The 21,397-nt window shown below is 73.0% G+C and carries 18 protein-coding genes; 13 read left to right on the top strand and 5 right to left on the bottom strand.

The features are described 5' to 3' along the window. Nucleotides 1-6: 6 nt before the first annotated feature. A complete protein-coding gene (locus tag OG435_RS06115; protein WP_266875778.1) occupies nt 7-1,146 on the top strand; it encodes a calcium:proton antiporter in 1,140 nt (379 codons plus the stop codon). Nucleotides 1,147-1,203: 57 nt separating this feature from the next. Here the strand turns inward: OG435_RS06115 and OG435_RS06110 are convergent, their stop codons facing one another. Beyond that, the gene (locus OG435_RS06110) at nt 1,204-3,651 is read right to left on the bottom strand and encodes a penicillin acylase family protein (RefSeq protein WP_266875777.1); all 2,448 of its coding nucleotides are present in this window, start codon (nt 3,649-3,651) and stop codon (nt 1,204-1,206) included. A 191-nt stretch (nt 3,652-3,842) separates the two neighbouring features. Here OG435_RS06110 and OG435_RS06105 point away from each other — a divergent pair, with 191 nt between their 5' ends. Beyond that, on the top strand, nt 3,843-5,369 hold the full coding sequence (locus tag OG435_RS06105; protein WP_266875776.1) for a fatty acyl-CoA synthetase: 1,527 nt from the start codon (nt 3,843-3,845) through the stop codon (nt 5,367-5,369). Between the two features lie 31 nt (nt 5,370-5,400). Here the strand turns inward: OG435_RS06105 and OG435_RS06100 are convergent, their stop codons facing one another. Both OG435_RS06100 and OG435_RS06095 read right to left on the bottom strand, forming a co-directional pair. Next, nucleotides 5,401-5,925, bottom strand: coding sequence for a GNAT family N-acetyltransferase (locus OG435_RS06100; RefSeq protein ID WP_266875775.1), 525 nt, complete (start codon nt 5,923-5,925; stop codon nt 5,401-5,403). A gap of 80 nt (nt 5,926-6,005) precedes the next feature. Then, nucleotides 6,006-6,830 carry a YhjD/YihY/BrkB family envelope integrity protein gene (locus OG435_RS06095; protein WP_266875774.1) on the bottom strand — a complete coding sequence of 275 codons (825 nt, stop codon included), beginning with the start codon at nt 6,828-6,830 and terminating at the stop codon, nt 6,006-6,008. Nucleotides 6,831-7,070: 240 nt separating this feature from the next. Here OG435_RS06095 and OG435_RS06090 point away from each other — a divergent pair, with 240 nt between their 5' ends. Then, complete coding sequence (locus OG435_RS06090) at nt 7,071-7,517, top strand: IPT/TIG domain-containing protein (protein WP_266875773.1); 447 nt, start codon at nt 7,071-7,073, stop codon at nt 7,515-7,517. Here the strand turns inward: OG435_RS06090 and paaK are convergent. Then, nucleotides 7,501-8,856: a phenylacetate--CoA ligase PaaK gene (gene paaK / locus OG435_RS06085; protein ID WP_266875772.1), complete on the bottom strand. Its 1,356-nt coding sequence runs from the start codon at nt 8,854-8,856 to the stop codon at nt 7,501-7,503. The two genes, OG435_RS06090 and paaK, sit on opposite strands and share 17 nt — an antisense overlap. A gap of 122 nt (nt 8,857-8,978) precedes the next feature. On the opposite strand from paaK, the gene OG435_RS06080 reads away from it, so the two are divergent. After that, nucleotides 8,979-9,869 carry an alpha/beta fold hydrolase gene (locus tag OG435_RS06080; RefSeq protein WP_266875771.1) on the top strand — a complete coding sequence of 297 codons (891 nt, stop codon included), beginning with the start codon at nt 8,979-8,981 and terminating at the stop codon, nt 9,867-9,869. Between the two features lie 88 nt (nt 9,870-9,957). Here OG435_RS06080 and OG435_RS06075 read toward each other — a convergent pair whose 3' ends face one another. Continuing rightward, nucleotides 9,958-11,595 carry an acyl-CoA synthetase gene (locus OG435_RS06075; protein WP_266875770.1) on the bottom strand — a complete coding sequence of 546 codons (1,638 nt, stop codon included), beginning with the start codon at nt 11,593-11,595 and terminating at the stop codon, nt 9,958-9,960. A 174-nt stretch (nt 11,596-11,769) separates the two neighbouring features. Between OG435_RS06075 and OG435_RS06070 the strand changes: the two genes are divergently transcribed. From OG435_RS06070 to OG435_RS06030, 9 genes are all read left to right on the top strand, one after another. Further along, nucleotides 11,770-12,570, top strand: a complete 801-nt coding sequence (locus OG435_RS06070; protein WP_266875769.1) for a crotonase/enoyl-CoA hydratase family protein — start codon at nt 11,770-11,772, stop codon at nt 12,568-12,570. Nucleotides 12,571-12,902: 332 nt separating this feature from the next. Next, nucleotides 12,903-13,868: a Zn-ribbon domain-containing OB-fold protein gene (locus OG435_RS06065; protein WP_266875768.1), complete on the top strand. Its 966-nt coding sequence runs from the start codon at nt 12,903-12,905 to the stop codon at nt 13,866-13,868. Next, nucleotides 13,868-14,926, top strand: a complete 1,059-nt coding sequence (locus OG435_RS06060) for a thiolase domain-containing protein (protein ID WP_266875767.1) — start codon at nt 13,868-13,870, stop codon at nt 14,924-14,926. Before OG435_RS06065 ends, OG435_RS06060 begins: the two co-directional genes overlap by 1 nt. Next, nucleotides 14,923-16,098 (top strand): thiolase domain-containing protein, encoded by a 1,176-nt coding sequence (locus tag OG435_RS06055; RefSeq protein WP_266875766.1) that lies wholly within the window; start codon nt 14,923-14,925, stop codon nt 16,096-16,098. Before OG435_RS06060 ends, OG435_RS06055 begins: the two co-directional genes overlap by 4 nt. A 140-nt stretch (nt 16,099-16,238) precedes the next feature. After that, complete coding sequence (locus tag OG435_RS06050) at nt 16,239-16,466, top strand: DUF397 domain-containing protein (protein ID WP_382969593.1); 228 nt, start codon at nt 16,239-16,241, stop codon at nt 16,464-16,466. Nucleotides 16,467-16,720: 254 nt separating this feature from the next. Then, nucleotides 16,721-17,101, top strand: a complete 381-nt coding sequence (locus tag OG435_RS06045) for a hypothetical protein (protein WP_430625587.1) — start codon at nt 16,721-16,723, stop codon at nt 17,099-17,101. A 125-nt stretch (nt 17,102-17,226) separates the two neighbouring features. Continuing rightward, the gene (locus OG435_RS06040) at nt 17,227-17,643 is read left to right on the top strand and encodes an ACT domain-containing protein (protein ID WP_266875764.1); all 417 of its coding nucleotides are present in this window, start codon (nt 17,227-17,229) and stop codon (nt 17,641-17,643) included. A gap of 125 nt (nt 17,644-17,768) precedes the next feature. Beyond that, the gene (locus OG435_RS06035) at nt 17,769-20,480 is read left to right on the top strand and encodes an ATP-binding protein (RefSeq protein ID WP_266875763.1); all 2,712 of its coding nucleotides are present in this window, start codon (nt 17,769-17,771) and stop codon (nt 20,478-20,480) included. A gap of 393 nt (nt 20,481-20,873) precedes the next feature. Continuing rightward, the gene (locus tag OG435_RS06030) at nt 20,874-21,374 is read left to right on the top strand and encodes a hypothetical protein (protein ID WP_150520950.1); all 501 of its coding nucleotides are present in this window, start codon (nt 20,874-20,876) and stop codon (nt 21,372-21,374) included. Nucleotides 21,375-21,397: the final 23 nt, after the last annotated feature.

The following is a 21,397-nucleotide window of genomic DNA, read 5'->3' as shown; positions in this document are numbered from 1 at the left end:
GCTGATATGAGTACGGCAACGCACAGAGCTCCCCTGATCGACTGGACCGTCGTGGTCCCCGTGGTGGCGCTCGTCGCGCTCGCCTTCAGCTGGGGACGCGACCTGCCCACGCTCGCCGTGGCCCTGGTGGCGCTCTGCCTGGCCGGCGCCGTGCTGGCGGCGGTCCACCACGCCGAGGTCGTCGCCCACCGGGTCGGCGAACCCTTCGGCTCACTGGTGCTCGCCGTCGCGGTCACCGTCATCGAAGTGGCCCTCATCGTCACCCTGCTGGCCGACGGAGGCGACAAGACAGCCTCCCTGGCCCGCGACACCGTCTTCGCCGCCGTCATGATCACGTGCAACGGCATCGTCGGCCTGTCCCTGCTCGTCGGGGCCCTGCGCAACCGTGTCGCGGTCTTCAACGCCGAGGGCTCGGGCGCGGCCCTGGCCACCGTCGCCACGCTCGCCGTACTCAGTCTGGTGCTCCCCACCTTCACCACCTCCAAGCCCGGCCCCGAGTTCTCCACGGCCCAGCTCGCCTTCGCCGCCACCGCCTCTCTCGCCCTCTACGGCCTGTTCGTCGCCGTCCAGACGGTCCGTCACCGCGACTACTTCCTGCCCGTCGACACGAAGCGGATCCGCAAGGAGGCGGCGCAGGCCGCCGCAGCGGCCGCGGCGGGCGAGGAGGACGAGCACGCCGAACCGCCCACCGCGCGCGCCGCCCTGATCAGCCTCGGGCTGCTGCTCGTCGCGCTCGTCGCGGTCGTCGGGAACGCCAAGGCCGTCTCCCCGACCATCGAGCGCGGGGTCGCCGACCTCGGCCTGCCGTACGCCGTGGTCGGTGTGATCATCGCCCTGCTCGTCCTGGCCCCCGAGACCCTGGCCGCCGTCCGCGCGGCCCGCCGCGACCGGGTGCAGACGAGCCTCAACCTCGCCTACGGCTCCGCCATCGCGAGCATCGGCCTGACCATCCCGGCCATCGCCCTCGCCACGGTCTGGCTCTCCGGACCGCTGGTGCTCGGGCTCGAACCGGTCCACATGGTGCTGCTCGCGCTGACCGTGGTCGTCGGCGCCCTCACCATCGTCCCGGGCCGCGCCACGCTGCTCCAGGGCGGCGTCCACATGGTGCTGCTGGCCGCGTACCTCTTCCTCGCCGTCAGCCCCTGAGCACGCCGCGACCCGTACGACCAGCCGCCAGGGCCTGTCGTACGGGTCGCACGGGTGTCAGCGCCGCTCGCGCGGCCAGACCACCTTCAGCCGGGGCGAGGTGAGGATGTCCCGCTCGCAGAACCGTGCCCTCACCCAGCGTTCCTGGGAGAAGAGCCGGGTCTGGTCGGCCGCGTACGGGGAATTCGGGTTCGAGGACTGGCCGTACGTCAGCAGCGTGCGCGCCACCGGGCACCGGCTGCCGTCCCAGCCGACCGCCTGGATGTGACTGGAGCCGTGCAGGACCTCCGCGTAGCCGCCGGCCGCCGCGTTCCACGGAGCCTCGATCTTGTTCCAGACGCCCAGGGCCTCCGTTCCGCCGCCCACCGGCAGCTTCTGCCCGCCGCGCACCACGAACTGGTGCTCCCCGAGCGGGGCGTCCGCAGGGATGCCCGCCTTCCTCAGCTCCGTCACCGTGTCGGCGAGGGCCCGCCCGATCCCGGGCGCCGCCTGGTTGAGCGTGCGGGGCGTCCGTACCGGATCGGCCGCGTCGAAGGGCACCAGCCACAGGTCCTTGGCCGCCGTGGTCGCGGTCAGCTTCCGCCAGAACCGGTCGAAGAGCAGCCCGCCGCGGCTCGTGGTATCGGCCTTGTGGTCCCAGGTCGCCAGCACCCCGCAGGCCGCCGACACGTCCACGGCGGCGCCGTCGGAGCCCGTGGCCGTCCCGCCCGGCAGGGCCGCGCAGGCCTTCGCCGCGTCGGCGGCCGCCAGATCACCGGCCGGAACCCGGTTCGCGAACTGCTGCTCCTCCAGGTCCGCCACCGTCAGCCCGCCCCGGGCCGCCATCGCCGAGATGTCCTCCAGGGCGCCCCGGGTGCGCAGCGAGCGCGGAGTTCCGGCATTGCCCCAGATCCGCTCGTAGCCGGTGATCGGCCGGTCCGCGTTGGCCAGCCAGGCACTGTCGTTGGAGTTCTCGGCGTAATCGGCGCCCCGCAGCGTCGGCGCCCGGCCCGGGCCGAAGACCCCGGGCTGCACCGCGTCCGGGTCGGAGCCGGGCGCGCAGTCGCCGCGCGAGCCGTCGAGCACCGCCAGCCCCGAGGAGGTGTACGTGGCCCTGCCCAGCGGGGTCGAGCAGCGCGCGGCGAGCTCGTCCGTGATGCGGGGGAGCACCTGGGACTGGGTGAAGAGGGTGTCGCCCGCCGAATCGGCGGCCACCGTGTTGACCCACGGCAGGCCCTGCGTGCGCCGCAGGGCGTCCTGGACACCGGCGACCGAGCGGGCCCTGCCCATGGCCAGGGCGGTGTCGGAGCCGCGCAGGTTCACGGCGTTGGGGTCGGCCAGCGCGTAGGCGGTGGTCGTGGTCCAGGGGAGCGGGAGGCCGGCGCCGAGGCCGGACAGGACCGGGCCGTAGCGGGTCCACCACTGGGTCCGGGTGACCGGGGAGCCGCCCGCGACCTGGACGCTGACGGTGCGTGCGGTCATCTTCTCCGGCTTGCCGTCCACCAGATAGGTGGTCGGGTCGGCCGGATCGAGGCTCAGCTGGTGCAGGTTGACGGGGGTGCCGGTGGCCACCGTGTGGCTCCAGGCGACCTTCTCGTTGAAGCCGATGTTCACCACGGTGGTGCCCAGCAGCGAGCCGCCGGAGACGTTCAGCTCGCCGGGAATGGTCTGCTGCGACTGCCAGAACCGGCGGCCGCCCTGCCACGGGTAGTGCGGGTTGCCGAGGAGCAGGCCGGAGCCGTTCGCGGTGGTGGAGCCCGCGAAGGCCACCGCGTTGGAGCCCCTGTCGTAGCGGGTGGTGTCGAAGAACTCCCGGGCCGCCTCCGCGGCCGCCGCCGGATCGGGGCCGGCAGCCTCCGGGGCGGCCGGGACGGTCGTGGCACCCGGGGGCCTTGCCGAGGTGATCCCGTCGACGGCGCGGCCCTGGCCGCCGAGGACCGAGACGGCGAGGCCGCGGGCGGCGACGTCGGTGCCGGTGACCGGGCGCACCCACCCGGCGCCCTTGCAGGCCGGGTCGGTGATCTCGTTCTGGGCCAGCCAGGCGTTGTAGCCGGCGGCCCAGCCCCGCATCAGCTCCTTGACCTCCTTGCCCGGCCCGGCCGGCGCGGGCACGGCCAGCAGCCGCTCCACGGCGCCGGAGTCGCGCACGCCCTTGAAGAACAGGTCGCTGGAGAGGTTCCCGGCGGCGGAGGAGAGCGAACCGTCGGGCACGGCGTCCGGGCCGAACCACCGCGACCGCTCCCCGGAAACGGTCAGGAACCCGTCGGCGAGCACGCACACCTGGTCGGCGGCCTGCGCCCAGCCGGTGCCGAAACCGAGGTGGGCGTAGTCCCGGGCCAGGATGTGCGGGATCCCGTTCTCGGTGTACCGGATGACGGCCGACAGGCCACCGCCGGACGGGCCGGAGCCCTGGTCGCGGGCGGCGGCCTCGGGTATCGCCGAGGCGGCGATCAGCAGTGCGGTGCCGGTGACGGCGACGCGACGGAGGAGCGGGCGGGCGCGACCGTGTCCGTGGAGTAGGCGCAACGTACCTCCCAAGTAGCCTGCGGACGGGCGCGATCGCCCGAGCGGGTGGGTGGTGCAGGTGTGCCCCCACACTCATGCAGGCCACCTGACGTCATGTCAACATGCCGTTTGGTATCCCCGGATGTTCCGGTCGGGCATCCGCGGAGCCGGGGTCATTGACCCCGGCCGTACCCGCAGACGAAGATCCCGCCATGACCCCGGTGCGCAAGAACACGGTCGACGGCCTGCTCCACGACAGCGCGCGGCGCGTCCCGGAACGGATCGCGGTCCGCTACCGCGAGCGGACCTGGACCTACGCGGAACTGGACGCGGCCGTCTCCACGGGCGCCGCCGTGCTGCGCGGGCGCTACGGGCTGACCGAGGGGGACCGGGTCGCGACCTTCGGGCACAACTCCGACGCCTATCTCCTGGCCTTCCTCGCCTGCGCGCGGGCCGGGCTCACGCACGTCCCCGTCAACCAGAACCTCACCGGGGAGGACCTCGCGTACATCCTGGAGAACTCCGGGAGCGCGCTCGTCCTCGCGGACCCGGAACTGGCCGCGCGGATCCCCGAGGGCTTCGCCGTACGCCCGCTGCGCGACGCGCCGGGCTCCTTCCTGGCCGAACCGGCCGAACCCGGCGGGACCGGGCCCGAGGACCTCGCCCGCTCCGCGGATCCGTCGCGGCTGGCGCAGCTGCTGTACACCTCCGGGACCACCGCCCTGCCGAAGGGGGCGATGATGACGCACGAGGCGCTCTGCCACGAGTACGAGAGCGCGATCGCGGCCCTGGACCTGGCGGAGGGTGACCTCCCGGTGCACTCCCTGCCGCTGTACCACTCGGCGCAGATGCACGTGTTCCTGCTGCCGTACCTGGCGGTGGGGGCGAGCAACACGATCGTGGACGCGCCCGTCGCGGAGGAGATCTTCGGCCTGGTCGAGGTGGGGCAGGCGGACAGCCTGTTCGCGCCGCCGACGGTGTGGATCGGGCTGGCCAACCATCCCGATTTCGCCGACTTCGCCGTTCGCGACCTGTCGGCCCTGCGCAAGGCGTACTACGGGGCCTCGATCATGCCGGTACCGGTCCTGGAGCGGCTGCGCGCACGGCTGCCCGGACTCGGCTTCTACAACTGCTTCGGGCAGAGCGAGATCGGCCCGCTGGCCACGGTGCTGCGGCCGGAGGAGCACGAGGGGCGGATGGACTCGTGCGGGCGGCCGGTCCACCACGTGGAGGCGCGGGTCGTCGACGAGGACGGGGCCGAGGTGCCGGACGGCACGGCGGGCGAGGTGGTCTACCGCTCCCCCCAGCTCTGCCTGGGCTACTGGAACGACGCGGACGCGACCAAGAAGGCCTTCCGGGACGGCTGGTTCCGTTCCGGCGACCTGGCGGTCCGGGACCCGGAGGGGTACTTCACGGTCGTGGACCGGGTGAAGGACGTCATCAACTCGGGCGGGGTGCTGGTGGCCTCACGGCAGGTCGAGGACGTGCTGTACACCCATCCGGGCGTGGCCGAGGCGGCGGTGGTCGGCCTGCCGGACGAGCGGTGGATCGAGGCCGTCACGGCGGTGGTGGTCCCGCGCGACGGGGTGACGGAGGCGGAACTCCTGGCCTACGCCCGCGAGAAGCTGGCCCACTTCAAGGCCCCGAAGCGGATCCTCTTCGTGGACTCCCTGCCCCGCAACGCGAGCGGCAAGATCCTCAAGCGCACCCTGCGCGACCGGTTCTCGTCCCCGGACTGAGCGCGGTCGGCGCCGGTGCGTGCGGTGGCCGTCAGCGCAGTTCGTCCGCGAGCAGTCCCATGGTGAACTGGTCGTACCAGCGGCCGTCGCGGCGGAACACCTGACGGAGGCGGCCCTCCTCGACGAAGCCGACCTTCTCGTAGGCCTTGCGCGCGGCGTGGTTCTCGGTGACCACGGTCAGGGTCACCTTGTGCAGGCGCATGTCCTGGAACCCGTAGCGGCAGGCCGTACGCACCGCGTCGGTGGCGTAGCCGCGGCCCCAGTACGCCTTCTCGCCCACGTAGATGTCGAGCTGCGCGATGCCCTTCTCCGGGGCCGCGTCGTGCAGGGTGACCAGCCCGATGAGCTTGCCGTCGGCGAGCGCCTCGATGCCCAGGAGCAGGTCGTCGTAGGAGTTGCGGGGGCGGTCGGTCAGCCAGGCGCGGACGCGCTCCACGGGCTGGGCGTACGTGTCGTCCATCCACCGCATGACCTCGGGGTCGTGGTTCCAGCGCCACAGGGCCTCGGCGTCCTCGGGGCCCATGGCCCGCAGCTTCACCAGTTCTCCGAGCGCCATGCCCACCCACCCCGTACTTCCCGTTGCATCACATGGTCGTCTTGTGAACGTGAAGTTCTATCACGGCCGGGATCGCACGCTCAATCGACCTCCGCGGACTCCGCGTCCTGGAGGCGGCGCATGACGAGGTGTTCGTGGAGGAGCCGGCCGACCAGGGCGCCGCCGTAGACGACGAAGCCGACGCCGACCAGCCAGGACTGGACGACCAGGAGGGTGCCGAAGGGGCCGTAGGTCACGGCGTTGGAGGCGATCAGCGGGGAGAACACCAGCTGGGAGAAGACCCGCAGGCCGAGGAGGCCCAGGCTGGTGCACGCGGCCCCCGGGAACAGGGCGCGCCAGCGGACCCGGCCGCCGAGGAGGATCCACTGGGAGGTCCAGAAGAACAGACAGGTCCCGATGAGATCGCCCGTGGTGCCCAGGATCGTGCCGGGCGCGTCGTCCGAGGGGGCGGGGATGAGGACCAGCAGCCCGAGGTAGCAGACCAGCAGGGCGAGCCAGACGACGTGCCGCCACATGGTGTGCCAGCGGGCCGTCGGCAGGTCCCAGACCTTCTCGTACCCCGTCTGCACGGCGGAGCCGAAGGTCAGGCCGAACACCGCGAGGGCGGCGAGACCGAAGGCGGTGGTCCGCTCCAGCGCCAGGTCCGCGGCGCCGAACAGCATCTCCACCCGCTCCCGGGAGAACTCCGTCACCCCGAGGGCCTGACCCAGCCAGCGGCCGAAGCCCGAGCCGCTGCCCGGGGCGGCGGCCGCGACGACGACGAGCAGCGGCACCAGGGTGAGGAAGCCGAGGGCGGCGAAGCCCATGGCCCGGTGCATCAGCTCCATCTCCCGCCCACGGCTCCATGCCAGCCCGGCCTGGGAAGCCTGGAGCCGGTCGTGGATCCGCCGGAAGGTCGAGGTCACGCCCCTGTCCCTACCCGGACAGCCCGGCCCTGTCCCGGCCCGCCCCCGGAATTGAGCCCGAAGGGGTGGCCCGGTCGCGCGCGGCCTCGGCGGCCGCACGGCGTGCGAGTCCGAGGGCCCGGCGCGACGCATGGGGTGAATGATCCCTCTTGTCCTGGATTCACACGGTATCGGCATCGCATGATGGGCCGGGCCGGGTCCGGGCTCCTCCGGATCCACCCTTCACCGGAAGGCACCGCCTTGAGACGTACGCATCGTCGCGCCGGGATCCTGCTCGCCGCGCTGCCGCTGTGCACCCTTCTGCTGGTCCATGCCGCCCCGCGTGCCGAGGCCGCCGCGCGCCCCCCGCACTGTGCGGTCGGCGCACTGCCCGTCCACCCCGCCGGGCCGGGCCAGGACGCGCAGGGCGTGCTCGTCGCGCTCCAGCCGGACGTCGCACCCAGGAGCGGCGGCACCCAAGTGGTCCTGAACGGCAGCGGGCTCACCCCCTACACCCGGGTGCTCTTCGGCTCCCTGGCACCCGACGGCTGCTTCACGGGCCTGGAGGCCACCGGTGTGACGGTGATCAGCGACAGCTCCGTGATCGCCACCGCCCCCCAGTGGCCCACGGCAGGCACCGTCTCCGTGGTAGCGGCGACACCCTGCGGCCTGCTCACGAACCAGCTCTCCTTCACCTACGTCGACTAGGCCCCGTCCTGGGCCCAGGTCGCCAGGAGTCCCGGAGGTCCACCACTCGCTTGATCTTGCCCACCGAGCGTTCGAGGGTCTCCGGGTCCACCACCTCCACCGTGACCGAGACTCCGATGCACTCCTTGACGGCGCGCACCACCGAGGCGGCCGCGGCCTCCCGCCGGCCCGCGTCGCTCCCGCGGCGGGCCTCCACCCGGACCGTCAGTGCGTCCAGCCGTCCCTGCCGGGTCAGTCGGAGCTGGAAGTGCGGGGCCAGGGCCGGGGTGCGCAGGAGCACCTCCTCGATCTGGGTGGGGTAGACGTTCACCCCGCGCAGGATGATCATGTCGTCGCTGCGGCCGGTGATCTTCTCCATCCGGCGGAAGGCCGGACGGACGGTGCCGGGCAGTAGTCTCGTCAGGTCCCGGGTGCGGTAGCGGATGACGGGCATGGCCTCCTTGGTGAGCGAGGTGAAGACCAGCTCCCCGGGCTCGCCCTCGGGCAGTACCGCGCCCGTCAGGGGGTCGACCACCTCCGGGTAGAAATGGTCCTCCCAGATGTGGAGTCCGTCCTTGGTTTCGGCGAACTCCTGTGCGACACCCGGGCCCATCACCTCCGAGAGCCCGTATATGTCCACCGCGTCGATGTTCAGCCGGTCCTCGATCTCGCGGCGCATCTCCTCCGTCCAGGGCTCGGCGCCGAAGATCCCCGTGCGCAGGGAGGTGGCGCGGGGATCGATGCCCTGGCGCTCCATCTCGTCCAGCAGGGTCAGCATGTAGGAAGGGGTCACCATGATGACCTCCGGCCGGAAGTCCTGGATCAGCCGGACCTGGCGGTCCGTCATCCCGCCCGAGGCGGGGACGACCGTACAGCCCAGGCGCTCCGCGCCGTAGTGGGCGCCCAGGCCGCCGGTGAAGAGGCCGTACCCGTAGGCGATGTGGACGATCTGGCCGGGCCTGCCGCCCGCTGCCCGGATCGAGCGGGCGACGACGTCCGCCCAGGTGGACAGGTCCCCCTCCGTGTACCCGACGACGGTCGGCCGGCCCGTGGTCCCGCTGGACGCGTGGATGCGGCGGACCTCGGAGCGCGGTACGGCGAACATTCCGAAGGGGTACTGGTCGCGCAGATCGGACTTGGTGGTGAAGGGGAACCGGGCGAGATCGGAGAGGGAGCGGCAGTCGTCGGGATGCAGGCCGGCCTTGTCGAAGGCCTGCCGGTAGAAGGGCACACGGTCGTAAGCCCGGTGCAAGGTCGCCCGCAGCCGGGTCAGCTGGAGCGCGGCCAGCTCGTCCCGCCCCATCCGCTCGCCCTCGTCCGCCCCGCCGTCGTGGCCGTGGTCCTGTGCGTACGTACCCATGACGCCCACCCCTTGTCCGAGTCAACCTGCCCGAGTGAACCGACCGATCATTCGGTACGTTGCCGGACGGCGGCGGCCAAATCAATTACTCGAACGGGTGATCGTCTGCTGAGATGGTGTCCATGGCGACCTCCACCCCCTCCACCTGCACCTTTACCTTCACCACCTACGACGGAACCGAACTCGCGTACCACGTCCAGGGCGAAGGCGAGCCGCTCGTCTGCCTCCCCGGCGGCGCCATGCGGGCCTCCGCCTACCTGGGCGACCTCGGCGGACTGTCCGCCGGACGCCGGCTGATCCTGCTCGACCTGCGGGGCACCGGGGACTCCGCGGTCCCGGCCGACACCTCGACGTACCGGGTCGACCACCAGGTGGCCGACGTCGAGGCCCTGCGCAGCCACCTCGGCCTGGAAAGCGTCGACCTGCTCGCCCACTCCGCCTCCGGTAACCTGGCCCTGCTCTACGCGGCGGCGCACCCGCACCGGGTGCGCCGGATGGCCCTGGTCACGCCGACCTGCTGGGCGGTGGACCTCGCGGAGTCCCCGGAAACACGGCTGGCGGACGTCCGGCGGAGGGCCGGCCGCCCGCCCTACGACACGGCCATCGCGGCCTACGAGCGGGCGCTCGCCGTCCTGGCCGCCGGAGGAGTCCCCGACGAGGCCGACTGGGCGGCGGCGATGCCGCTCGCCTACGGCAGCTGGGACGGGACGGCGCGCGCCCACGCCGCACTGAGCCCGGTCCAGAAGAACGCCGAGGCCTCCGCCGCCTTCGCCGGCCCGGGAGCCTTCGACCCGCCCGCCACCCGGGCCGCGCTGGGCCGGTTGGCCGGAGAGGTGCTGGTCCTGGCCGGGGAACTGGACTCCAACCCCTCCCCGGCCCTCGCCGCCCGGCTCGCGGAGCTCTTCGCGCACGGTGTCGTCGACGTACAGAGCGGCGGCGGGCACTTCCCGTGGCTGGACGAGCCGCGGTGGTTCGCGGCCCGCGTCGAGCGGTTCCTGGCCCACGGGGCCTGAGCCGCGCCCGCCGGCGCGGACACGCGAACGCCCGCGGGCCGGGACCCGTTGGGGTCCCGGCCCGCGGGCGTACGTACGCCGGTCGGGGTCAGCTCGCGGCGCCCGCGTCGGCCTCCGTGGCCACCGACTTCGCCCACCGGTAGTCCGCCTTGCCGCTCGGGGAGCGCTGGATGGCGGGGGCGATGACGAGCTGGCGCGGGATCTTGTAGCCCGCCAGCTTGGTGCGGCAGTGGGCCTGTATGTCGTCGAGCGACGGGTCGGCGGCGCCCTCCCGGATCTGGACCACCGCCGCCACGTGGCTGCCCCACTTCGGGTCCGCGACCCCGGCGACCAGGGCGTCGTAGACGTCCGGGTGGGACTTCAGCGCCTGCTCGACCTCCTCCGGGTACACCTTCTCGCCGCCCGTGTTGATGCACTGCGAGCCGCGGCCGAGGATGGTGACGATGCCCTGCTCGTCCACGGTCGCCATGTCACCGAGCAGCACCCACCGCTCGGATCCCTTCTGGAAGAAGGTCTCGGCGGTCTTGACGGGGTCGTTGTAGTAGCCCAGCGGGACGTACCCGCGCTGCGCGAGCCGTCCCGGCTCGCCGACCGGCACCGGCTCGTGGGTCACCGGGTCGACCACCTGCGTCCGCTCGTTGACCTCGAGCCGGAACCCCTTCTCCGGGCCGGAGTCGTTCGTCGCGCGGCCGTTCGAGCCGGACTCGGACGAGCCGAAGTTGTTCAGCAGCATCACGTTCGGTACGAGCGCCTGGAACTCGGCGCGCACCGTCTCCGACATGATCGCGCCGGAGGAGGAGACGCTGAAGAGGGAGGACAGGTCGGTGCCCTTCAGGGGCCCGTTGAGGGCGTCGATGAGCGGCCGCAGCATGGCGTCGCCCACCAACGAGACGCTGGAGACCTTCTCCTTCTCGATCGTGCGCAGCACCTCCTCGGGCGCGTACTTGCGGTGGATGACCACCCGCTGCCCGTAGTTGAAGGCGATGAAGGACGTCAGCGTGGACGTGCCGTGCATCAGCGGCGGCGCGGGGAAGAAGGTCAGCCCGGCCCCCTTCGACGCGACCCGCTCGGCCAGTTCCTCGGGCCGCTTCACCGGTTCGCCGGTCGGTTCGCCGCCGAAGAGGCCGGCGAAGAACAGGTCCTCCGCGCGCCACATGACGCCCTTGGGCATACCGGTCGTGCCGCCCGTGTAGATGATGAACAGGTCGTCGGGGGAGCGGGGCGGGAATCCGCGCTCCGGTGAGCCGGCCGCCTCGGCGTCGGCGTACGCGACCGGCGCGATCGAGGGCTCCGGGGCGCCCTCGGGGGTCGGCCCGACGCGGATCAGGTGACGGAGCTTCGTCGTCTGGGGAAGGGCCGCCGCGACCCGTTCGGTGAACTCGCCCTCGAAGACGAGCGCGGCGAGGTCGGCGTCGTTGTAGAGGTAGATCAGCTCCTCTTCCACGTACCGGTAGTTCACGTTCACCGGCACCAGGCGGGCCTTCAGGCAGGCGATGACGGTCTGGAGGTACTCGACGCCGTTGTAGAGGTGCAGGCCCAGGTGCTCACCGGCCTTCAGGCCGCTGTCCAGCAGATGGTGCGCGATGCGGTTCGCCGCCGCGTCCAGCTCCGCGTACGTGAGGCGGCGCTCGGCGCCGGTCCCGGGGTGGTCCACGTACACGAGGGCCTCGCGGTCCGGGACCACGTCCACGACCGACTCGAACAGGTCGGCAATGTTGTACTCCACCGGTCCTCCTGACCCAGAAAATCCCATGGCTGGTCTGCTCGGCGGTCATTAGAGCGTCGCCAACCCCAACAGGGAAGGGGACCGTCCAAGAAATCTGACTGGGTGTCAGAAAACTATTGAACTGCACCCGCCCCTCCTGCAACCTGTTCTAGGTCTTGAGACGGGAGGACGGCAATGGGTGGGACAGAACACCTGACCGTGGAACGCCACGGAGCCACGCTGGTGCTCACCATGAACAGGCCCGAGGCGAAGAACGCGCTCTCGCTGCCACTGCTGGTGGGGCTGTACGACGGCTGGCTGGAGGCCGACGCGGACGACACGATCCGCTCGGTGGTGCTGACGGGGGCCGGCGGGGACTTCTGCGCCGGCATGGACCTGAAGGCGCTGGCCGGCAAGGGCATGGCGGGCGACCATTACCGGGACCGGCTCAAGGCCGACCCCGACCTGCACTGGAAGGCGATGCTGCGCCACCACCGGCCGCGCAAACCCGTCATCGCGGCGGTGGAGGGCTACTGCGTGGCCGGCGGCACGGAGATCCTCCAGGGGACCGACATCCGGGTCGCGGGCGAGGGGGCCACCTTCGGACTGTTCGAGGTCAAGCGGGGACTCTTCCCCATCGGCGGCTCGACGGTCCGGCTGCCGCGGCAGATCCCGCGGACGCACGCACTGGAGATGCTGCTGACCGGACGGCCGTACGCCGCCGAGGAGGCGGCGCGGATCGGGCTCGTGGGGCGGGTGGTGCCGACCGGGACGGCGCTGGAAGCGGCGCTGGAGATCGCGGAGCGGATCAACGCGTGCGGGCCGCTGGCGGTGGAGGCGGTCAAGGCCTCCGTCTACGAGGCGGCCGAGATGACGGAGTCGGAGGGGCTGGCGGCGGAGCTGCTGCGGGGGTGGCCGATCTTCGACACGGCTGACGCGAAGGAGGGGGCGCGGGCGTTCGCGGAGAAGCGGCCCGCGATGTATCGGCGGGAGTAGCGGTTCCGAGCCCGTGCCGGGCCCACCCGTTCCCGGTGGTTCCGGTCCGTGGGCCGGTGCGGCGCCGTTGCCGGGGACCGGTCCCCTGACCCCCGCGCCTCAAACGCCGGCGGGCCTGATTCGGCCCCGGCGGTGCCGGTTCGCCGGGCCGCGCCGGGTGTACCGGCCCGGCGCCGTTGCCGGGGGGCCGGACCCCGGACCCCCCGCTCCTCAAACGCCGGAGGGGCTGGGCTTTCGTCCCGCGGGACCGGATCTGCCCCCTGGCCGCACTGGACACGTGCCAGGCGTCCGTCCCAACCATTCTCGTAACCCCACACATCGGAGACCCATCCATGACAGCCGCGTCCCCACCCGAGATCCTCCGCGCACCCCTTGTCGTCGAGTTCCCCTTCACCCGCTCCCTCGGCCCCGTGCAGAGCGCCTTCCTCACCGGGTTGCGCGAAGGGGTCGTCCTCGGGGTCCGGTCCGCCGACGGCAAGGTGATGGTGCCGCCCGTCGAGTACGACCCCGTCACCGCCGAGGAGATCCGCGACCTGGTCGAGGTGGGCACCAGCGGGACCGTCACCACCTGGGCCTGGAACGGTTCGCCGCGCCCCAACCAGCCCCTCGCCACCCCCTTCGCCTGGGTGCTCGTCCGCCTCGACGGCGCCGACACCGCCCTCCTGCACGCCCTCGACGCCCCCGGACCCGAGGCCGTCACCACCGGCATGCGGGTCCGCGTGCGGTGGGCCGGGGAGCAGACCGGGGCCATCACCGACATCGCCTGCTTCGAGCCCGATGCCGGGGCCCCCGAGCCGGACCCGCAAGCGACCCCGCACAGCGGGGAGTTCACCGACGCCGTCACCGGGATCGTCGCCGAGGCCCGCCTGGACTACTCGTACAGCCCCGGCCGCGCGCAGACCGCGTACATCGCCGGGCTCTCCGAGCGGAAGACCATCGGTGAGCGCTGCCCCTCCTGCCACAAGGTGTACGTGCCCCCGCGCGGAGCCTGCCCCACCTGCGGGGTGGCAACGACCGACCGGGTCGAGGTCGGTCCGGCGGGCACCGTCACCACCTTCTGCATCGTCAACATCAAGGCCAAGAACCTCGACATCGAAGTCCCGTACGTCTACGCCCACATCGCCCTCGACGGCGCGGGCCTCGCCCTCCACGGCCGGATCGGCGGAATCCCGTACGACCAGGTGCGCATGGGGCTGAGGGTCGAACCGGTCTGGACCGAGGGCGGGAGCTACCCCGACCACTACCGCCCCACCGGAGAGCCGGACGCGGACTACGACGTGTACAAGGAGCTCATCTGATGGCCCGATACGCCCGCGAGGTCGCGGTGGTCGCCTTCGCGCAGAGCGACCACCTGCGCCGCACCGACGAGCTCAGCGAAGTCGAGATGGTCATGCCGGTCCTGCACCAGGTGCTGGCCGCCACCGGACTGAAGGCGGGTGAGATCGGCTTCACCTGCTCCGGTTCCAGCGATTACCTCATGGGCCGCGCCTTCTCCTTCACCATGACCCTCGACGGGGTGGGCGCCTGGCCCCCCATCTCCGAATCGCACGTGGAGATGGACGGCGCCTGGGCCCTCTACGAGGCCTGGGTCAAGATCCAGACCGGCGAGGCCGACACCGCGCTCGTCTACTCGTACGGGAAGTCCTCGCCGGGGTCGGTGCGCGACGTGCTGACCCGCCAGCTCGACCCGTACTACGTCGCTCCGCTCTGGCCCGACTCGGTGGCCATGGCCGCGCTCCAGGCCCAGGCGCTCATCGACGCGGGGGAGACCGACGAAGCCGGGCTCGCCGCGATCGGAGCCCGAAGCCGGGCTTCGGCGAGCGCCAATCCGCACGCCCAGCTCAGCGGAGCCGTCGCGCAGGGCGAGTACCAGGTCGCCCCGCTGCGCACCGGCGACTGCCCGCCCATCGGCGACGGCGCGGCCGCCGTCATCCTGGCCGCCGGGGACGTGGCCCGCAGGCTGTGCGAACGGCCCGCCTGGATCACCGGCATCGACCACCGCATCGAGGCCCACAGCCTGGGGCTGCGCGACCTCACCGACTCCCCCTCCACGCGGATCGCCGCCGAGCACGCGGGCGTCTTCGAGTCCCCGGTGGACACCGCCGAACTGCACGCGCCCTTCTCCTCCCAGGAGGTCGTGCTGCGCAAGGCCCTTGGACTCGGCGGGGACGTCGCCGTCAACCCCTCCGGCGGAGCGCTCGCCGCCAACCCGATGATGGCCGCCGGCCTGATCCGGATCGGCGAGGCGGCCGCCCGCATCCACCGCGGCGAGTCCGACCGGGCCGTCGCGCACGCCACCTCCGGCCCCTGCCTCCAGCAGAACCTGGTCGCCGTCCTGGAAGGGGACCGAGCATGAGCACCACGGGCAAGGAGCCGGTGGCCGTCGTCGGCATCGGCCAGACCAAGCACGTGGCCGCCCGCCACGACGTCTCCCTCGCCGGACTGGTCCGGGAAGCGGCGGCGCGCGCGCTCGCCGATGCGGAGCTGACCTGGGCGGACATCGACGCCGTCGTCATCGGCAAGGCCCCCGACTTCTTCGAGGGCGTCATGATGCCGGAGCTGTACCTCGCGGACGCCCTCGGCGCCGTCGGCAAGCCCATGCTCCGCGTGCACACGGCCGGTTCGGTGGGCGGCTCCACCGCGCTGGTCGCCTCCAACCTGGTCGCCGCCCGGGTGCACCGCACGGTGCTGACCCTCGCCTTCGAGAAGCAGTCCGAGTCCAACGCCATGTGGGGGCTCTCGCTGCCCGTCCCCTTCCAGCAGCCGCTGCTGGCGGGGGCCGGCGGGTTCTTCGCCCCGCACGTGCGCGCGTACATGCGGCGCACCGGCGCCCCCGACACGGTGGGCTCGCTCGTCGCGTACAAGGACCGCCGCAACGCGCTGAAGAACCCGTACGCGCACCTGCACGAGCACGACATCACCCTGGAGAAGGTCCAGGCGTCCCCGATGCTGTGGGACCCGATCCGGTACTCCGAGACCTGCCCGTCCTCCGACGGGGCGTGCGCGATGATCCTCACCGACCGTGCGGGCGCGGCCCGTTCGCCGAAGCCGCCGGCCTGGGTGCACGGCGGGGCGATGCGCAGCGAGCCGACCCTCTTCGCCGGGAAGGACTTCGTGTCCCCGCAGGCGGGCAAGGACTGCGCGGCCGACGTCTACCGGCAGGCGGGGATCACCGATCCGCGCCGGGAGATCGACGCGGTGGAGATGTACGTGCCGTTCTCCTGGTACGAGCCGATGTGGCTGGAGAACCTCGGCTTCGCCGAGGAGGGCGAGGGCTGGAAGATGACCGAGGCCGGAGTCACGGAACTGGACGGGGACCTCCCGGTCAACCCGTCGGGCGGCGTCCTGTCCACCAACCCCATCGGCGCCTCCGGCATGATCCGCTTCGCGGAAGCGGCCCTCCAGGTGCGCGGTCAGGCGGGGGAGCACCAAGTCCCGGACGCCCGGCGGGCAATGGGACACGCGTACGGCGGCGGGGCGCAGTTCTTCGCGATGTGGCTGGTCGGAGCGGAGCAGCCCGGATCCTGACCGGAAACCGCATTCCGCACGGGTGCCGTACAGGCCACGAGTGACGCACCGTGGCCTGTGCGGCACGGCGTGCGATGGCTAACCTGGCCCCGGGACGACGAACCGGGAGTACCGGGAGGAGCACGCACGTGGCAGAGAGCATGACTTCGAAGGCGCCCGCCGGCTGGGGAAAGCCGGACCTCGACCTGACCGAGGCGGACTGGCAGTCGAGCAGCCGGGGGGAGGGGGACGTCCAGATCGCCTTCGTGGAGGGGTTCATCGCGATGCGCAACGGCGACCGCCCCGAAAGCCCCTCGCTGATCTTCGCACCGGACGAGTGGCGCAAGTTCGTCCTGAACGCGCGGGGCGGGGAGTTCGACCTGACGTAGAGGCGGGGCGGGAACGCGGCGCACCACCGGGCGCGGAGCCGCCGCCCTGGTGGGGAGCCGCCGCCCTGGTGGGGAGCCCGTGCCCGGGGCCCCGTAAACCCCTTGCCGGACCCGGCAGGGCCTGGGCATCATGACCGCCATGACGACCACCCGCCGAAAGGGCGATGCCGCGTAGACGGCCCGGCGCGCTGCGCGCCGAACGAGGAACGTACGGAGACCGGCGGCCACCCGCCTGGGCGAGGGAACTCCCGCCCGTGGACCGGATGTCACCCGCCGCCGCTGCCGCCGTGCACTGGGGCCGGCCCGGACGGGCCGGTGAGATCGCGGACCTGCTGACCCGGTACCGGACCTTCCTGAGCCGCCCCGGCGGCCGCCTGCTCCTGGTCCCCTCCGAGTGTCCGGCCTGCCCCGGCTGCGCACGCGACGACGTCGCCGTCGTCCGGGACGACCTGGGCGACCTGTACCGGGAACTGCCGCCGGCCGCCCGCACCGAGTTGGGCCGCGTGCTGCGGGGCCTGGACGCGGAGTTCCGCCGCCGCACGCTCCCGCACCCGGTCCCGCGCGCCGGGAGCTGGGTGGACTGGAGCGGCCGTCCGCGTGCCTGGTGGCGCCGGCGGCTCTACGAGGACGACTGACCGGCCGACCGGCTGACCACCGACCGGCTGACCACCGACCGGCTGACCGGCCGGCCGGTCATGGTCGTCCGGTCGGGCCCAGGGTGTCGGGCCGGCCCTGACGGGACGACCGCTACGGTGAGCGCATGAGCGGAGAAAACGACCTGCGCAAGCTGCTGAGCGGCATGCGGCCCGAACTGAACGACGGCCTGTACGTGTTCTGCACCGTCCCCGGCGACACCGACCCGGAGACCCTGGCCGGGCTCACCCCCGTCGCCTCCGTCCTGGAACCCGAGGGGCTCACCCTCGTGCTGAGCCAGGAGGACGCCGACGAGGCCGGTCTCCCCTACGAGTACACCGCCGGGTGGATCACCCTGCGCGTCCACTCCTCCCTCGACGCCGTCGGCCTCACCGCCGCCTTCGCCACCGAACTCGGCGCACACGGCCTGAGCTGCAACGTCATCGCCGGATACCACCACGACCACCTCTTCGTGGACGCAGCCCGGGCCGACGAGGCCGTGGCCGTCCTGGAAGCGCTCGCAGCCCGTTCCGCCCAGGACTGAGCCCTTTGGGCATACACCAGTTGGCGGCCCCCCGAAGAAGATCAGCTTTATTTGCCGCACCGGCCTTCCCGGGCGCGTGCGCGGGCGTACGCTGAACCCCCGAACAGGCCTGGGGGGTACCAGCCATGACGGAACGCCGGACCCGCAAACGGCGCAAGATGTTCGAACGCGACACGGAGCTCACCGCCGTCGACGAAGCCCTGGAGCAGCTCACCGACCCGGGCCCCGACGCGGGTGGAGCCCTGCTGGCCTTCTCCGGACCCGCCGGCCTCGGCAAGACCACGCTCCTGGCCGAAGTCCGCCGCCGCGCCCACACCAAGGCCTGCACGGTCCTCGCCGCACGCGGCGGCGAACAGGAGCAGAGCCAGCCCTTCCACGTCGCCCGCCAGCTCATCCAGCCCCAACTGGCCGGTACCTCCGACGCGGAACTGCGCGAGGCCCTCGGCAGCTGGTACTCCATCGTCGGCCCCGCCCTCGGCCTCTGCGCGGCCGAGCAGGGCGCCCCGCCCGACCCGCAGGGCCTGCGCGACGGACTGGACTGGGTCCTCACCCACCTCGTGGTGCAGCGCGCCCCCGTCGCCCTCGTCCTGGACGACGCCCACTGGGCCGACCCCGAATCCCTCTCGTGGCTCGCCGCCTTCGCCCCGCGCGCCGAACACCTCCCGCTCCTCCTCGTCGTCGCCTACCGCCCCGACGAACTGCCCGCGCACGCCGAAGCCTTCCGTACGCTGCCCGGCCGCGCGGGACACCGCCCGCTGACCCTCGCACCGCTCACCGCCGAGGCCGTCTCCGGGCTGGTCCGCGAGGCCGTCGGCGAACACGCCGACGAGGCGTTCTGCCGCGAGGCCTGGGCCGTCACCACCGGCAACCCCTTCGAAGCCGTCGAGCTCACCGTCAAGGTCCGGGACAAGGGTCTCGCCCCCGTCGAAGCCAGTGCTCCGCTGCTGCGCGACCTCGCCGCCGCCCAGCGCGGCAGCGGCCTCGTCGCCCGTCTGCACAGCCTCGGCCCCTCCACCGTCCGCTTCGCCTGGGCCTGTGCCGTCCTCGGCACCGACATCCCCCGGGAACTCGCCGCCCGCGTCGCCGGACTCGGCACCGAGGAGGCCGTGGACGCCACCGGGCGGCTGCGCGACGCCCGCATCCTGTCGAGCGCCGCCGAGGAAACCGCCGCCGAGGACGCGGCCGGGCTGGAGTTCGTACACCCCCTCATCGCCACCGCCATATACCGCGCGATCCCCGACGCCCTGCGCGTCGCCCTGCACGGAAAGGCCGCCGCGGCCGTGGTCGACGCGGGGCTCGGGCCCTCCGCCGCGGCCCGGCACCTGCTGGAGACCCATCCCGAGAACGACCCCTGGGTCGTACGCATCCTGCGCGAGGCGGCTGGCGAGAACCTCCGCGCTGGCGCCCCCGAAGCCGCCCGCCGCCAGCTCGCGCGGGCCCTGCGCGAACCCCCGGACTTCGACGAACGCGCGGCCGTCCTGTACGAACTGGGCTGCGCCTCCCTGCTCACCGAGCCCGCCAACACCGTCAACCACCTGCGCGCCGCCCTCGCGGAGCCCTTCGAGGACCAAGCGCTGCGCCAGGGCATCGTCATCCGGCTGGCCCAGGTGCTCTCGCACAGCGACCGGCTCGCCGAGGCCTCGGAATGCCTCGCGCGCGAGATCCCGTACACCCAGGACGTGCGCGCCCGGCTGCGCCTGCAGTCCGAGCAGTTCATGTGGGACGCCTTCAACGCCGCCGAGCCGGACTCCCCGGCACGCTCCCGGCGGCTCGCGAAGCTCGCGGACCGGCTGAGCGGGCGCGACCTCACCGAGCGGTACGTCATCGGGCTGCGCGCCTGGGACGCCTGCCTGCGCGGGGAGCCCGTCGACGTGGTCCTCCACCATGCCGGGCGGGTCCTGGAGACCGAGTTCAGCTGGGCGTACGCGGACCGGGGCTTCGAGGTCCCGGTACTCGTCGCGATGGTGCACATGTACGCCGACCGGCCGGAGCGCGCCGAGGAGCTGTTCGAGGCGGGCACCGCCGAGTTCGAGCGGCAGGGCTGGCGCGGGGCGCACCTGTCCTTCGCCTACAGCCTGCGCGCCTACATCCGCTACCGCCGGGGGCGGCTGGCCGAGGCGGAGGAACTGGCGCGGGCCGGACTGCGCCTCGCCGAGCGCGTCGGGCGGCGCACGCCCGTGCACTGGTACGCCATCGCGATCCTCGTCACCACGCTGCTGGCGCGGGGCCGGGCGGAGGAGGCCTGGGAGCTGGCCCGCGAGCACGAGTACGGGGAGCCCTTCCCGGCGGCGGTCGTCTTCCCGGACTCCCAGACCGTCTACGCGGAACTGCTGCTGGCCCGCGGCCAGGCGAAGGCCGCGGCGGCGGAGCTGGAGGCCGTGGACCGGCGGCTGACCCCCAGGGGCATCCAGAACCCGTCCTGGTGCCCGTGGCAGCTCCACCTGGCCCGGGCGGTGGCCGCGGAGGACCCGGCGCGGGCGCGGGAGCTGGCCGAGGAGGCGGTACGCCGAGCCCGTGCCTTCGGGGCTGCGTCCGGCATCGGCCAGGCCCTGCGGGTGGCCGCGGAGGTGGCTGCGCCGCGGGACCGGGCGGCGCTCCTGGAGGAGGCGGTGGAGGTCCTGTCGGCCTCGCCGGCGGCGTACGAGCTGGCGCTCGCGCTGGCCGCGCTGGGGGAGCAGCGGAGGTCCGCCGACGTCCTGGCGCGTGCGGTGGCCGCCGCCCGGGCCTGCGGGGCGGACGGCCTGGTGGCCACCGCTGCGGCTGCCCTGCTTGCCCTGGGCGGCCCCCTACCGCACGGAGGCGTCGTGCCCGACCCGGACCCGGCCGCGGCCTACTGACGGCCGGGGCCCTGTGGGGCTTCCCCTACCCGCCCTTCCACCGTTCCCCGGGCTGCGCCCGGACCCCTCCTGGGGCTCCGCCCCAGACCCCGCGCCTCAAACGCCGGCGGGGCTGGAATTGCCCTGCGGGCAATCCAGCCCCGGCCGAAATCCAGCCCCTCCGGCGTTTGAGGCGCGGGGGTCCGGGGGCTGGCCCCCGGGGACGGTGCTGCACGTGGACAGGGTCCGGGGCGGAGCCCCGGGGAACGGGCGACGGGCGGGTAGGGGACCCAGCCCCGCGCAGCGGCAAGGGGCGCCGCGGGGAACTCCGCCCCGCGCAGCGGCACAGGCGGGGCCGGGCCCGGGTCGGGGGTGGAGGGCCGGGAAACCCGGCGGGACACGTACCATGGCGGCATGTCCTTCCTCCGCCGCCACCGCGCCGCCACACCCGCCGGCCCGGACTTCGACGTCCTGGCCATGGACCCGGGGGACTGGCCGGGCAATCTCGGGGCCGGGCTGCTGCCCGCGCCCGACGGCAGCTGCCAGGGTGTGTTCCTCCGCTACGACCTGTTCGGCGGACGCGGCCCCGCGATGATCATCGGAAACCTCCCCGAGGGATCCCCCGCGCGCGACCTCTCCGAGGGCCAGGTCCCCTTCGAGGTGGCCCAGCTCCTCGACGCCCTCGAGAACGACGAGGACGTCGAGGTCACCGGGGCCGAGGACTGCCCCGTCATGCAGGGCGACAACCTCCTCATCGTCCGGAAGATCAAGCTCTCCGAGAGCCGGATCAGCTGCGTGCAGTTCGACCGCAGTGACAACGTGCTGGTCACCATCGCGAGCTGGGACCGGCCGATCACGGACGACCTCTACGCGCTGCTGAAGCCGCTCCCGGCCGAGCTCTTCCAGCAGGGCTAGACCAGCGGGCTAGCCCACCGGCG

Origin of the sequence: Streptomyces sp. NBC_01264 (assembly GCF_026340675.1) — a bacterium.
Taxonomy (GTDB): domain Bacteria; phylum Actinomycetota; class Actinomycetes; order Streptomycetales; family Streptomycetaceae; genus Streptomyces.
Note: the sequence above shows the minus strand (reverse complement) of the source record. Positions and strands in the feature narration are given on the sequence as shown.

What these genes read in the sequence shown, in the direction of transcription:
- OG435_RS06115 (WP_266875778.1), top strand. Translation starts at nt 7, where the DNA reads ATGAGTACGGCAACGCACAGAGCTCCCCTGATCGACTGGACCGTCGTG.
- OG435_RS06035 (WP_266875763.1), top strand. Translation starts at nt 17,769, where the DNA reads ATGACGGAACGCCGGACCCGCAAACGGCGCAAGATGTTCGAACGCGAC.
- OG435_RS06055 (WP_266875766.1), top strand. Translation starts at nt 14,923, where the DNA reads ATGAGCACCACGGGCAAGGAGCCGGTGGCCGTCGTCGGCATCGGCCAG.
- OG435_RS06065 (WP_266875768.1), top strand. Translation starts at nt 12,903, where the DNA reads ATGACAGCCGCGTCCCCACCCGAGATCCTCCGCGCACCCCTTGTCGTC.
- OG435_RS06030 (WP_150520950.1), top strand. Translation starts at nt 20,874, where the DNA reads ATGTCCTTCCTCCGCCGCCACCGCGCCGCCACACCCGCCGGCCCGGAC.
- OG435_RS06070 (WP_266875769.1), top strand. Translation starts at nt 11,770, where the DNA reads ATGGGTGGGACAGAACACCTGACCGTGGAACGCCACGGAGCCACGCTG.
- OG435_RS06100 (WP_266875775.1), bottom strand. Translation starts at nt 5,925, where the DNA reads ATGGCGCTCGGAGAACTGGTGAAGCTGCGGGCCATGGGCCCCGAGGAC.
- OG435_RS06050 (WP_382969593.1), top strand. Translation starts at nt 16,239, where the DNA reads ATGACTTCGAAGGCGCCCGCCGGCTGGGGAAAGCCGGACCTCGACCTG.
- OG435_RS06060 (WP_266875767.1), top strand. Translation starts at nt 13,868, where the DNA reads ATGGCCCGATACGCCCGCGAGGTCGCGGTGGTCGCCTTCGCGCAGAGC.
- OG435_RS06080 (WP_266875771.1), top strand. Translation starts at nt 8,979, where the DNA reads ATGGCGACCTCCACCCCCTCCACCTGCACCTTTACCTTCACCACCTAC.
- OG435_RS06105 (WP_266875776.1), top strand. Translation starts at nt 3,843, where the DNA reads ATGACCCCGGTGCGCAAGAACACGGTCGACGGCCTGCTCCACGACAGC.
- paaK (WP_266875772.1), bottom strand. Translation starts at nt 8,856, where the DNA reads ATGGGTACGTACGCACAGGACCACGGCCACGACGGCGGGGCGGACGAG.
- OG435_RS06040 (WP_266875764.1), top strand. Translation starts at nt 17,227, where the DNA reads ATGAGCGGAGAAAACGACCTGCGCAAGCTGCTGAGCGGCATGCGGCCC.